This is a genomic window from Hymenobacter sp. (assembly GCF_036387835.1).
Lineage (GTDB): Bacteria > Bacteroidota > Bacteroidia > Cytophagales > Hymenobacteraceae > Hymenobacter.
This window is the reverse complement of sequence record NZ_DASVSY010000117.1, coordinates 1-13950: the sequence shown is the minus strand read 5'-3', so window position 1 is coordinate 13950 and position 13950 is coordinate 1. Positions and strand designations below refer to the sequence as shown.

The 13950-nt window shown below is 57.8% G+C and carries 8 protein-coding genes; 4 read left to right on the top strand and 4 right to left on the bottom strand.

The window, feature by feature from the left end; genetic code table 11:
* The first annotated feature begins 216 nt into the window (after positions 1 to 216).
* Positions 217 to 1155: a glycoside hydrolase family 43 protein gene (locus tag VF639_RS23195; RefSeq protein WP_331148341.1), complete on the top strand. Its 939-nt coding sequence runs from the start codon at positions 217 to 219 to the stop codon at positions 1153 to 1155.
* A 299-nt stretch (positions 1156 to 1454) separates the two neighbouring features.
* On the opposite strand, the gene VF639_RS23190 is transcribed toward VF639_RS23195, so the two are convergent.
* On the bottom strand, positions 1455 to 3278 hold the full coding sequence (locus tag VF639_RS23190) for a GH39 family glycosyl hydrolase (protein ID WP_331148340.1): 1824 nt from the start codon (positions 3276 to 3278) through the stop codon (positions 1455 to 1457).
* Positions 3279 to 3387: 109 nt separating this feature from the next.
* Here VF639_RS23190 and VF639_RS23185 point away from each other — a divergent pair, with 109 nt between their 5' ends.
* Positions 3388 to 4548: an MFS transporter gene (locus tag VF639_RS23185; protein WP_331148339.1), complete on the top strand. Its 1161-nt coding sequence runs from the start codon at positions 3388 to 3390 to the stop codon at positions 4546 to 4548.
* 116 nt (positions 4549 to 4664) lie between these two features.
* On the opposite strand, the gene VF639_RS23180 is transcribed toward VF639_RS23185, so the two are convergent.
* From VF639_RS23180 to VF639_RS23170, 3 genes are all read right to left on the bottom strand, one after another.
* Positions 4665 to 5693, bottom strand: coding sequence for a LacI family DNA-binding transcriptional regulator (locus VF639_RS23180; RefSeq protein ID WP_331148338.1), 1029 nt, complete (start codon positions 5691 to 5693; stop codon positions 4665 to 4667).
* A gap of 546 nt (positions 5694 to 6239) precedes the next feature.
* Positions 6240 to 7454, bottom strand: coding sequence for a Gfo/Idh/MocA family protein (locus tag VF639_RS23175; RefSeq protein WP_331148337.1), 1215 nt, complete (start codon positions 7452 to 7454; stop codon positions 6240 to 6242).
* Complete coding sequence (locus VF639_RS23170; RefSeq protein WP_331148336.1) at positions 7451 to 8455, bottom strand: FAD:protein FMN transferase; 1005 nt, start codon at positions 8453 to 8455, stop codon at positions 7451 to 7453. The genes VF639_RS23175 and VF639_RS23170 overlap by 4 nt, the downstream gene beginning before the upstream one ends.
* 622 nt (positions 8456 to 9077) lie before the next feature.
* On the opposite strand from VF639_RS23170, the gene VF639_RS23165 reads away from it, so the two are divergent.
* Together VF639_RS23165 and VF639_RS23160 are read left to right on the top strand one after the other, a co-directional pair.
* On the top strand, positions 9078 to 12161 hold the full coding sequence (locus VF639_RS23165; protein WP_331148335.1) for a SusC/RagA family TonB-linked outer membrane protein: 3084 nt from the start codon (positions 9078 to 9080) through the stop codon (positions 12159 to 12161).
* 26 nt (positions 12162 to 12187) lie between these two features.
* The gene (locus tag VF639_RS23160) at positions 12188 to 13846 is read left to right on the top strand and encodes a RagB/SusD family nutrient uptake outer membrane protein (protein WP_331148334.1); all 1659 of its coding nucleotides are present in this window, start codon (positions 12188 to 12190) and stop codon (positions 13844 to 13846) included.
* Positions 13847 to 13950 lie beyond the last annotated feature (104 nt).

The window sequence follows — 13950 nt, the reverse complement described above, 5'->3', positions numbered from 1 at the left end:
GTGTAGAGACGCAACGATGCGTCTCTACACCGGCTAGGGTTTGCGAAATAGCCTCCTGATTGAAGCCGGTCTGATGGCAGTAGCTGTCGGGCCGGTTTTTCAGTTTCTTCAAACAATCGATTGTGTAAATTTCTACCTTTCGGAATGACAAAAACCAGCTACAGAAAAGCTTGCCCGCTGCTTCGCCAAGTTGCCTTAGTTGGGTTCGTTGGCTTGATGACATCATCCACTGAAACTCTAGCGCAAACCACACTGCCTAAGCCTGCAACAACTGGCAACCCCATTATCACGCAGAAATACACCGCCGACCCGGCTGCCCTCGTGCACAAAGGCACGGTATACCTCTACACCGGCCACGATGAGGCGCCGGCCCGGCAGGAGCGCTACGTGATGCACGACTGGCTCTGCTTTTCCTCGACCGACATGGTGAACTGGACCGAGCATGCGGTGCCCCTCACCGTCAAAGATTTCACGTGGGCCAAGGATGATGCGTGGGCCTCGCAGGTGGTGGAGCGCAACGGCAAGTTCTACTGGTACGCGGCCGTGGAGCACAACACCATTCCCGGCAAGGCCATCGGGGTGGCCGTGGCCGACAACCCGCTTGGCCCGTTCAAAGATGCGCGCGGCTCCGCCTTGATTACCAACAACATGACCACCGAAGCGAAGATATCGTGGGACGATATCGACCCATCGGTTTGGATAGACGAAAAAGGCCAGGCCTACCTGTTTTGGGGCAACACCACCTGCCACTACGCCAAACTCAAGCCCAACATGACCGAGCTAGACGGCCCCATCATGAAGGTGCTGCTGCCCAATTTCACTGAGGCCCCTTGGCTACACAAGCGCGGCGACTGGTACTATCTCTCCTATGCCACCGGCTTCCCCGAGAAAATAGCCTACGCCATGAGCCGCAAAATTGAAGGGCCATGGGAGTACAAAGGCATTCTGAATGAGCTGGCCGGCAACTCCAACACCAACCACCAGTCCATCATCGACTTCAAAGGTCAGTCGTATTTCATCTACCACAACGGCGCCATCAACACCGACGGCGGCAGCTTCCGCCGCTCCGTCTGCATCGACTACCTGAACTACAACAAGGACGGCACGCTGAAGCGCGTGGTGATGACGACGGAAGGTGTGAAGGCAGTGCGGTAGCGCTCCACCCCCGGCCGTTCAACGATGGGCCTTACCCCCCGGCCCCCTCTCCCGCGGAGAGGGGGAGCCAGACGATGTAGCGCCGCCCGTTCGGCTCGCGCCTCAGGGATGGCTACCGGTAAAGAACTACTACCAAGAAATGGACTACGAAAAGGCTCGCAGCTAATCAGTTGTGGGCCTTTGTTGTGTCAATAGGATGAAAATGCAGTTGGTAGCCGTTCTGGAGGCAATAGCCGACAGGGCGGCGCTACATCGTCTGGCTCCCCCTCTCCGCGGGAGAGGGGGCGGGGGGGGTGAGGCTACCAGCTCAGCTTCAACAGCGAAACGCCTTGGCGGGGAAGTTTGAAGCGCAAGGTGGTTTTGCCGTCTTTGGTTTTCACCCACGATGGGGAATCCAATAGAGTGAGTTGTCCGGCTTGTTCTAGCTCGGTGCGTTGGGCGGCGGATAGGTTTTGCGGGGAGCCCATCTTCTGCCACACGGTGTAGGAGTTGCTATGGTCACCGTCGATGCGGTAGTGCTGAACTAGGGCTTGTGGCGCGGTTACGCCTTGCAGCACGATTTCCACGTCGGAGGCGGCGGCGGGCAGGTCGTCGTTGTGGTAGTTCCAGACGAGCACGTTAGCGGAGCGGCCGTCGGTGGAGGCGAGGGCGCTGATGTCGGCGCGCTGGCTTTGCTGGCCTTGGCGCAGCTCGGGCAAGGTGAGGGCGGTGGGGTTGCTGACGGTTACGCGCTGGCCGCTCATGAGGCCCATCATGCGGAACACGTTGAGTACGGGCTTATCGACGCCGTTGGTGGCTAGGTCGCGGAAGCCAGCAAACCAGGGCTGGTTTTCGAACTCGAACGACCAGCTTACCGAGCCGAGCAGATTCACCTTGTACTCGTCGGCCAGCTCGTAGAGGTGAGAGTAGGCCGAGGCGGTGTAGCTGGAATACATGGTGCCGTTGCGGTAGGCGTTTTCGGGACTCAGGTCCACGGAGCAGGCGGCGCAGCCTTCGGGGTCGTTTTCGCCGATGATGATGGGCAGACTCTTGTATTGTGGGAACGAGGCCACGATTTTGAAACCCTCGGTGAGGTCTTCCATCTGCACGCCCATATTCATGCGTACATGACCTTCCACCACTTTCGGCGAGCCTTTGGCGTGGAAGGTGATGAAGTCGAGGCGGGTACCGGTTTTGCCGGTGGCGTAGTTGGTGCCGGTGGCGCAGTGTTGCAGAAAGTCTTTCAGGAACTTACCGGCCTTGTCCCACCGGGGGCCAGTGGTTTCGGGGCCGCCGAGCTGGATGCCGGGGCAGGCGCGGTGTACCGCTTCTTCGGTGTAATCGAAGAGTTTGCTGTACTCTTCGGGCGTGCCTTTCCAGTAGCCGATGTTGGGTTCGTTCCACAACTCCCACGGCCACGATTTCACCTCGTTTTCGCCGTAGCGCGCCACGCAGTGCTTCACCCACTGGTACACCAGCTCCGACCACTTCTTGTAGTCTTTAGGCGGGTAAGCCCACCCGGTGTAGATGTCGTCGTAGGGCTTGCCGGGCTTCCAGTAGTGGCGGTACGGCACGGGGTGCGACGACAAGGCTTCGGGCATAAAGCCGATTTGGGCAATAGGCTTCATGCCTCGCGCCAGGTACGTGTCGAAAATCTGGTCGGCTATTTTCCAGTTGTAGACGGGGCGGCCTTTTTTGTCTTCGGTGTAGGCGTTGGTTGAGCCCCACTTGAGAGCGGGCGTACCGTCGCCGGTGGTGAGCAGGTTGTGGACCCGCACGTACACGGTAGCGGGGCTCAAGGCGGACAGCTCTGTCAGCAGCTTCTGGCCGTCTTTCATGTACGTGTAGTTAGGCTCGTCGTAGCCGAAATATGCCCACATCGGGTACATAGGCCCTTTTGGCTTCGCTAAATCAACCTGGATGGAAACCGGCGCGGCAGGAGTTTGAGCTTGCGCCGGCAAGATGCCAACCGCCAAACCTAGCAGGACAGCAAAAGCCGTAGCGCGGAAATCTGTTCCGCGACGAGCGGAGCGAGTTCCTACGCGTATGGGCCACGAGGCGCGTTGCCGGATACTCGCGCTGCTCGTCGCGGAACAGATTTCCGCGCTACATCGCGCCTGGAAAATCAAGGAAAGTTTGTTCATGCAGCCGTTGAGTTTGGGTGGAAGGACGCTCGAGGCAAGCTACCATTCCTCGGCGGCAAACACAACCGATTGTGTGGCTGCCCGTACCTTTGGCGGATTATTGCCTGCCATGCCGTCTACCACAACCAAGAGCCGAATTGCCGTTGCGGCCATATTTTTTCAAGCCGGAATCTGCTTTGCCAGTTGGGCTTCCCGCATCCCTGACATCAGTTCCAAGCTAGGCCTGAGCGAGGGCGACATCGGGCAACTCCTGCTGGCTACGCCGGTAGGCTCGCTCAGTGCCCTGCCCCTAGCCGGCTGGCTGGTGCATAAGTGGGGCAGCCGAATGGTGGTTCTGCTATCGGCGAGCCTGTACGCGGTGTTTCTGCCGCTGCTTGGGTGGGTGGAGCACTTCTGGACCCTCGTGCCCGCGCTGGCGCTGCTAGGCTTTGCCGGCAACCTGCTCAATATATCCGTCAACACGCAGGCCATCAACGTGCAGGCGCGTTTCGGCAAGCCCATCATGGCGTCGTTTCACGGGCTGTGGAGCTTGGCGGGCTTTTTGGGCGGGGCCTTCGGAACGCTGCTCATTGGCTGGCAACTGTCGCCCCTCTCCCACTTCCTGTTTGTGGCCGTCTTGGGGCTACTTATTGCTTTCGTGGCGCATCAGTTCACCTTGCGCCACGACGAGGGCAGCGAGGCCGGTGGCATGAGCTTGCAACGCCCCGAACCGTATCTGCTTCGCATCGGCATCATTGCCTTCTGCGGGATGCTCTGCGAAGGGTGCATGTTCGACTGGAGCGGCGTGTACTTCCAACGCGTGGTGCGGCCCGACGCAACCATGGTCACGAGCGGCTACGTAGCCTGCATGTGCACCATGGCCCTCGGCCGCTTCATCTCCGATTATTTCACCCACCGCTTGGGGGCGGCCCGCATGCTACAAATTAGCAGCGCCCTCATTACCGCGGGGCTATTGACGGCGGTGGCATTGCCGTATCTGGTGCCCGCTATTGTGGGATTTCTGCTGGTAGGCTTTGGTATTGCTTCCGTCACGCCCCTCGCCTACTCTGCCGCCGGGCAAGCGCGTACGGTGTCGCCGGGTGTGGCGCTGGCGTTGGTTTCCACCATCGGCTACTTCGGCTTTCTGCTCGGCCCGCCGCTGATTGGCCTATTAGGCGAAGTATTCAACCTGCGTATTTCCTTCGCGCTAGTAGCCGTGATAGGCGCGGCCGTAGGCATATTGGCCGCCGGCATTACCGCCAAGCCAGCGAAGGTGCGCACGCCTGCTTAGGTGAGATGGTGAGATGGTGAAGTTGTGAGAGGTGAAGTTGTGAATGGACTGTTCTGGCGGCGCTTGTGCTACTTAATTGGCCCATTCACAACTTCACCTCTAACAATTTCACCATCTCACAACTTCACCATTTCCGCCACCGTGGAGCCTCTGACAACCAGCTCCGATTTCAGCTCTATGCTCTGAGTGGCAACTATCGGCGTGTTTTTAATGATGGCTTGGAACAGAATTCTGGCGGCCTCCTGCCCTATAGCGTAAGCTGGTTGCGTGACGGTAGTGAGGGGCGGGTCCAGCAACGACGCCGTTTCCAGGTTAGAAAAGCCGATAACCTTTATATCCGTCGGAATAACCAAGCCGAGGTTCCGGCAGGCCTCGTAACTGCTCATGGCCAAGCTTTCAACGGACGCGAAGATTCCATCTATATCGGGCCGTTTTAGCAATAGCGCCTGAATCGCCTCGATATCTTGCGCCTTGCTGGCTTGGGCGTATACCACCAGTTCCTCCTCGTAAGCAATACCGCTGTCTTTCAGAGCGTCAGTATAGCCCTGCATGCGCCGTTTGCCAATGGATAAGGTTTTGGAAACCACCAAGTGCGCTATGGTCCGGCAACCATTGTCAATCAGGTGCCGGGTGGCTTCGTAGCTGCTCTCGTAGTCGTTGGTGGTTACTTTGGCGGTGGTGGTTTCCTCCTGCACCCGGTCGAAAAACACCACCGGCACCCCTCTTCCTTGCAACGCCTCCAAGTGGCTGAAATCCTGTTTGTCATTGGCCACCGATACCAATACGCCTTCCACCCGGCCATTTGCCAGCAACCGGGCCACCGATAGCTCGCGCTGGTGGTCGTCGTGGGTCAGGTAAAAGAGCACGTGATAGTCGTTGGCCCTGGCTACTTCCTCGATTCCGTTGATGACCAGCGAAAAGAAATGGTTGGCTACTTCCGGAATAATTACGCCGATGATTTTGCTTTGCTGCCGCCGCAGGCCGCTGGCGTAGGGATTTGGCTCGTAGTTAAGCTTGCGCGCCAGTTCCCGAACCCGGTCTTTGGTGGGCTGTGAAATGTCGTAACGGTCGTTGAGGGCGCGCGATACCGTGGCAACGGAAAGATTAAGCTCCCCAGCTAGTTGTTTCAGATTAACAGGTTTCATGTCTCAAGTTATGGATAACAAATTATCCAGAATGAGTCCTCTTTGTAATGAAATCATGGCTAAAGGCGAAGTAGCGCGGAAATCCTGGCTATTCTATCGGAGCCTAGCCAGCTAAGCACACGCTAGCTCGTCCTGCTTGATTTGGCGTCCGCTTGTCGAAGCATGTTGCTAGGCTAGGGTGCTAAAGTTGAATACTACCTGTTATTACGCAGTGCCACTTCAACTTCTGTAATGGCTTTTCAAGCAAACCACTGCTCAACGGCGTGATGGCCGGGCCTCCCAGAGGTAACGCGAAGTTATACTTCGCGAGACGCGTGCTGACGCCGGCCCGAACCGCACCGTCAAGTCGTTCAACGTTTCGCGAAGTACAGCTTCGCGTTACCTCTATAACTGCCTAGTGCTTCTGCGCTTCCAAAAAAGACGGTTGCTGTGGTAAAACAGCCTGTCTGTTGGTGCCGTGTGTAACGGTAGTTGCTACACCAGAGTCAGCACGCCAGATCGAGCAGGAAGGTCCTATTTACTTTGGCTAGTTAGCTAGACAACCTCTTAGCTGAAGTTGAACTCCGGGCGCCATTTCTCGATGGTGTGGTTGTAGATGGCTTGGTTCGCCATGTACACGGCGCAAGCCACTCGTGCCCCGGTGAATACGTTGGAATCGGGCAGTTTCTTTTCGCTCACTGCTTTATGGAAATCACGCAGTGCGTACCAGGAGCCATCTTTTAGCGGCTCGGTGGTAATGGGGAGGCCGCCGTTTTTATCCCACGTAATTTTGGTGGCGCCCGTTACGCCATCCACGGTACCGTACTGCTTTAGCGTTTCTTTTTCGGGGTAATAAATACCTTGGTCGATGAGCAGGGAGATGGTGCCTTTGGTGCCTTTGAGCTTGAATAGGTATCCGTCGCGGGCGTTGCCGCAGGTGGCCCCGAAGTTGCCGACCATGCCTTCGCGGGCATAGCGCACCATTACTTGCACGTTGTCGTAGGTTTCGCGGCCATCCTTATAGTAATCGATGCCGCCGGTGCCAAAGATTTCGTCCGGGTAGGTGTTGAAGGCCCAATGGATGAAGTCGAGCTGGTGGGAAAGCAGTTCGGCGGCCAAGCCACCGGAGTATTCGCGGTACATGCGCCAGTTGATTTTACGCTCCAGGCTTGGATCAGGCACCGGGCGGCGCCAGCTGCCGTTCCGGTCCCACCGGCAGTCGATCTGCGTTACCTTGCCCAAGTAGCCTTGGTCTATCATCTCCTTAACGCGGTAATACAGCGGCGAGTAGCGGTACTGGTGGCCGACTTGCAGAATCTGGTTGGGGCGTTGCTGCGCGAGCGTTACCAGTTCCGTAGCCTGCTCGATGTTATGGGTCATGGTTTTTTCCAGGTACACCTGCTTGCCCGCCAGCAAGGCCGCCTTGGCCACGGCAAAATGCAGGTTCAGCGGCACCGAGATAATCACGGCGTCCACGGCTCGCGAATCCAGCAGCGCGCGGTAGTCGGCGTAGGTTTTAACTTTGTTGGCCCCGCCGATTTTCTGGGCATCGCGCAAGCGAAACGGCAGCTCGTCGCACAGGGCCGTCACCTCGTATTGGTCGGGCAGCTCCTGTAAGATCTTGAGCAGCCCGGTGCCCCGGTCACCGCACCCGATAATGCCGATTTTCAATTTGCCAGCGGCAGGGGCGGCAAAGGCTTCTCCTAGCTGACTGCCGAGCAGCAGCCCCCCGGTCAGCAGGCCGGTTTGCTTCAGAAAATCACGTCTTGGAAGGTGAATCATGGGTGGGAAAGGTAGCGGTAGAATTGTTGGGAGGCAGTATCGGCAACCACCCCGTTGGGGCGCTGGTAAATCAGGTAGGCTTGCAGCTCGGGGTGGGCTTGCAGGAAGGCAAGGGCCCTCGGTAACCCCATGCCCATCAGGGCGTTGTCGTAGGCGTCGGCGGTCAGGGCATCGGGGGCCACCACGGTTACGCTAATCATTTCGTTGTGAAAAGGATAGCCGCTTTTAGGGTCGATGAGGTGCGCTCTGATGGTGGCGCCCTGTTGTTTGAATTTACGATAATTGCCGGAGGTTGTAACGCCACCAGCACTCAGCTCGATAACCTGCCGCATGCCTGGCGAAGGCCAGCCACTGCTATCGGGCCGCTCGATGCCAATGCGCATCAGTTCCCCGCCCGGCTGTTTGCGGCCCCGAACCCGGATTTCGCCTCCCAACTCCACCAAATAGTTGCGAATGCGTTTGCGCTCCAGCAGCGCGGCTAGCACATCCACGGTGTAGCCTTGGGCAATACCATTCAAGTCCAGATGCACGGCCGGCACGCGCTTCACCAGAGAATCGCCGCGCAACTCGATTTTGTCGGAGCCGATGGCGGGCAGGATGGCTTGGATGGCGGCAGCCGAAGGAACAGTTTCGGTGGGTTTGGTGCCAAAGCCCCACGCCTGCACCAGTGGCTGCACGGTAGCATCAAACACGCCGCCGGTTTGCTGGTACACGTTCAGCGCCTTGCTAATCACTACTCGTAAATGCCGGTCAACCAACACGCCTGTTGCAGACTGATTGAACTGGTTGATCCGCGAGTTAGGCTGATAGAGCGAGAGTGAAGCGTCGATTTCCGCTAGCTGGTGCCTTACTTCGGCACTAGTTACCGAACTGTCCTTGGCGTAGTAGGTGACGGTGTACGTGGTGCCCTGCGCGTAACCGGTGAGCTGGTACGGCCGGAGCGTATTTCCCCCGACCGGAAACAGCCACAGCACAAAGGCGAAAAGAACACCACAGTCCATAACCAAGCGAGATAATCAAGGCCAAGGCCAAGCTTTTTGCACAGCCCCACCCCCGGCACTGCTCTAAGTTCGCTATTTGGCGAACACAGCGCATCCTGTAGTTTCCGGTGTTTGCTGCGCCAGGTTTTGCTGCGGTCAGGTAATACTAGACATTACCAAGTGCAAAACCAACAGCTCAGCGCTTCTAGTTCTAATTCGCTTAGGATGGGCTTGTTGAGGTGCAAATACTATTCGGGAGAGTACAGGAGAGTTTAGATAAATGCTATCTTTAATATGAGCATCGATAGCAACCACCTAAGCTTCTCCCTTCCGCAGTACGCCTTACTCGCTGCTGCCCGCTCCCTGTCCGTACTGCCAGCGCTTTTCGGCCGAAGTATACCTCCTGCTGGCTTTTCCTGCTGATTACGCTACCACTTGAATAGACATTCGCTATCGATTGCATAGACCGAAAACGATTGCGTAACTAAAGACCCTGTTCGCCTATCCACCCGATGCTATTAGCCTCTAGCTTAGCACTTCGCACCAACTCTAAGCCTCCTGAACGCCGAGTTATCAACTGAAAGTACAAGCAGGTACTGTAGCATTAACTCACTTTCCCTCACCCCTCCATCAATCCCATCCTATGACTACACTGTACTCTCTCCCTGTGCGCAGGGTGCCACTTTTGCTATTGCTCTTGTGGCTATGTTTCGTCTCCGGGGCGTGGGCGCAACAGGCCGGCTCGGAAATCAGCGGCCAGATAGTTGACAACAAAGGGTCCGGGTTACCAGGCGTTACCATTCAAGTGAAAGGCACCACGGTTGGGACCAGCACCGACCCCAACGGCAAGTACTCGCTGCAAGTACCCGCCAACGCTACTGCCCTCGTCGTTTCCTCGGTAGGCTTGGTAGCACAAACCGTCAACATCGACGGGCGCAAGCAAATCAACGTGACGCTCAGGGAAGATGCGCAGGCGCTGAGTGAGGTGGTGGTGGTAGGTTACGGCACGCAGAAGAAAAGCCAAACCACCGGCGCCATTTCCTCGGTAACATCCAAGGAAATAGCCGAGCTACCCGTAACCAATGCCCGCCAGGCCCTGCAAGGCCGCGCCGCCGGCGTCGACGTGATACAGTCGGGCAGTGAGCCGGGCGGGGGCGTAACGGTCCGCATCCGGGGCCGCCGCTCCATCAACGCCTCCAACGACCCGCTCTACGTGGTAGACGGCATTCCGGTAGCAGGCGGCATCGACGACATCAACCCCCAGGACATTGCCTCGCTGGAAGTGTTGAAAGACGCTTCGGCCACGGGTATCTACGGTTCCCGCGGCGCCAACGGCGTGGTACTGGTGACCACCAAGCGCGGCAAAGCCGGCAAAACCGTGGTCAGCTACGACGCCTACGCTGGCTTCTCGAAACCGCTCGGGCAGGTGGATGTAATGAACGGAGCCGAGTTTGCCGAATATAAGCGGGAAGCTTACCGCACGGCCGGTATTTACCTCGACAACAACCCCACCGTTTCCGACCAGAAAACCTTTACGGCGGTGGAGCTGGAAAGCATTGCCCAGGGTCGCAGCACCGATTACCAGAAGCTGCTGCTGCGCACCGGCTCCATTCAGAGCCACCAAGTAAGCGTGCAGGGCGGCACCGAGAAAACGCAGTTTTCTGTTTCCGGTAACTTCTTCCAGGAAAAAGGCATCCTGCAACAAACCGACTTCACGCGCCACACTTTCCGCGTCAACCTCGACCACCAGATCAACGACCGGGTTCGGATTGGCACATCCACGTTTGGGGTGTACAGCGTCAACAACGGCGCCGACAGCCCCATCAACAACCCGAGCTTCGATGGTTTCCCTAACCCGAGCTACGTGGCCAGGGGATTCCACCCTTTCGCCGGGGCGTTGTCGGAAAACCCGCTTGGCAAACCTTTCGATGACCAGGGCAACCTGATTTTCCTGCCTACCCCCGACGGCCTGCGTTCCAATCCGGCGGCCGAGGTAGTAAAGGGAGCCAACATTGCCGAAACCAAGACCGTCCGCATCTTCAACAGCATCTACGGCGAGTGGAAAATTGTGGACGGGCTGAAATACCGCTTCAATTTCGGGCCCGACTTCACCAATCAGCGGTTCGGACGCTTCACGGGCTCGGCCACCAACGCCCGGCGCTCCGGCGCCCCCACGGCCCGCACCGAGTACGGACAGCGCTTCAACTACACCATCGAAAATATCCTGACTTACAATAAGGTGTTTGGCGAGGCGCACAATCTGGGTCTGACGGCGCTGCATTCCGTTCAGCGCGACAACTACGAAACCGGCTTTATTGATGTGAATGCCGTGTCGGCGGAGTCGCAGGAGTTTTACAACCTGGGGCAGGCCGGCTCGTTCAACGCGCCCGGCACCGACTTGCAAACCTGGACCTTGCAGTCATTTATGGGCCGGGTCAACTACGACTTCAAAGAAAGATATCTGCTCACCCTGACCGGCCGCTACGACGGCTCGTCGCGCTTCGGCTCCAACAACAAGTACGGCTTCTTCCCGTCGGTGGCCGTGGGCTGGAACCTTGGGGATGAGGAGTTTATGAAGGCCATATCGGTTATGGACCAATTAAAGCTGCGCGCCAGTTACGGCTCGATTGGCAACACCGGCATCTCACCTTATCAAACCCAAAGCCTGCTGGCCCGCACCAGCTACGCGTTTGGCACCGCGCCGGGCTACGGCTACCGGGTGGGCACGCTTGGCAACGACGACCTGAAGTGGGAAACCACCAGCACGGCCAACATCGGAATGGATTTCAGCTTGTTCAAAGGCCGTGTTTACGGCTCGTTGGAAGCCTATCAGGCCGATACGCGCAACTTGCTGCTTTACAACCAACTGCCTATTTCCAATGGCTTCGACCGGGTGCTGCAAAACGTAGGCCACACCCGCAACCGCGGCTTCGAGGCCACGCTGACTACCGTGAACGTGAATACCCCCGGCGGCTTCCGGTGGTCGACGGATTTGCAGTACACCCGCAACCGCGAAGCCATCATCGAGCTTTTCAACGGCAAGAAAGACGACGTGGGCAACGTGCGCTTTATCGGCCAGCCGCTGCAAGTGTACTACGACTACGAGAAGCTTGGCATTTGGCAGCAGGACGAGGAGTCGCAGGCGGCAGCTTTCGGCCAGAAAGTAGGTCAGATCAAGGTGAAAGACCAGAACGGCGACGGGAAGATTGATGCCGTCAACGACCGGATTATCCTTGGCTCCACGATTCCGAAGTGGGCCGGCGGCATCACCAACCGTTTCGAGTACAAGGGCTTCGACATGTCGTTTTTCGTGTATGCCCGCATCGGCAACATGATCCGCAGCGACTTTCACCTGGGCGTCAACCAGCTGGCCGGCCGCTACAACAACCTGGATATCAACTACTGGACGCCCAACAACCCGACCAACGATTTTCCGCGGCCCAATAAAGACCAGGAGTTTCCGGTCTATAACTCCACGCTGCAATACTTCGACGGTTCCTTCGTGAAGGTGCGCAACATCAACTTCGGCTACAACTTCGCACCGGCCCTCGTGCAGCGCTTCAAGCTGACGGGCTTGCGGCTGTACACCAGCATTCAGCAGCCCTTCATTTTCGCGGAATACCGCTCGAAGTACAAAGGCATCGACCCTGAAACCGCCGATATCGTGAATGCCAACCAGATTCCGTCGGTCCGGCAAATCACGTTTGGCCTCAACGCCAAGTTTTAAGGCTCGCACTTTCAACCCATCCTGACATGAAGACCTTGAAATACAGCAAGTTTCTGGCAGCCGCGCTGCTGCTTTCCCTCACTACTACTGCCTGCAAAGACCTGCTCGAAGAGGATGTGGTGTCGCAGGTAGGCGCCGACTACATCACTACCGCCGCCGGCTTCGAATCGGGGGTGAAGGCCGTGTACTCGTCGCTACGCGACTTTTATGGCCGGGAAAATGGCATGGACGTCACGGTGTTTGGCACCGATACCTACACATTCGGCTCCGATGGCACCTACAAGTACATGAACCAGTATACCACCCAGCTCGACAGCCGGACGCAGCCCATCATCGATATCTGGAACGCGTTTTACGTGGGCATCAACACGGCCAATGCCGTCATCGACCAGGCGCCCAACGTGACGGGCCTGGACGAGGCCACCAAGAAGCGGCGCGTAGCGGAAGTGAAAGTGCTGCGGGCCCACCATTACTTCGTGCTGGTGCAGATGTTTGGCGACATTCCGCTGGTGCTCAACCAAAGCACCAAGGCCAACAAAGAAGCGACCCGCACGCCCGCGAAAGACGTGTACCTGGCCATCGTGCAGGACCTGGAATCGGCACTGCCCGACCTGACGGCTACTACCACTGAGTACGGCCGGGTAACCAAAGGCGCCTGTGAGCACCTGCTGGCCCGGGTGTACCTGACCAAGGCCACATCGGTGGCAATGGCGGCCGACGACTACACCAAAGCGGCTACCTACGCGCAGAACGTCATCAAGAACTACACCTATCGCCTGCTGCCCGACTTCGCCAGTGTGTTTCAGCAGGGCGCCGGGGAAATCAGCGATGAAGTAATTTTCGCGACCCAGTACACTTCCGACCCTACCACCAACGGCGTGGGCAACGAGACGCACCTCTACTTTGTAATGGAGTACGATGCGCAGGCCGGTATGAAGCGCGACATCGCCTACGGCCGTCCTTTCCGGCGCTTCCGCCCCACCACCTACCTGCTGGAAACGGTATACAAGGACCGGGTCAATGACTCGCGCTACCAGAAAAGCTTCCGTACCGTTTACCTCTCCAACAACCCTGGCACGTTCACCAATCTGTTCGACACGTCAAAGCCTTCTATCACCGTCAAGGCCGGCGACACGGCTATTTACTTGCCGGGCGTGGAGTGGACCGTGGCGCAACGTGCCCGCAAGCCGTATCAGGTTATGGTGCCGAGCTTGTACCGGCCTAACCTCTTCCCGACCCTCATCAAGTTCCTAGACCCGATCCGGCCCGACCTGCAGTACCAGCCCGGCAGCCGCGACTTCCTGATGTTTCGTTTGGCCGAGACGTACCTGATTGCGGCCGAAGCTTTGTTTAAAAGCGGAAAAACTGCCGACGCCCTGCCGTTCATCAACGCCGTTCGGCGGCGGGCTGCCTTCCCTGGCAAAGAAGCGGCCATGCAAATCACGGCCAGCCAGCTCACCCTGGAGTTCATTATGGAAGAGCGGGAGCGGGAACTGCAAGGCGAGATGCTCCGCTGGTTCGACCTGAAGCGGTGGGGTGTGCTGGTTGAGCGGGTAAAACTCTACAACCCCGACGCGGCGCCCAACATCAGAGCCGGCAAGCACGAGCTACGCCCCATTCCGCAGGACCAGATTGACCGCACGGCAGGCGGCATAGCTTCTTTTCCCCAAAATCCGGGATATTAGATTGCATGCACAGTAGCGCGGAAGCCACAGGAAATCCGTTCCGCGACGAGCGAAGCGAGTTCTCACGCAGCAGGGCTATTCGATGCAGTGCAGCCTACTCGCTG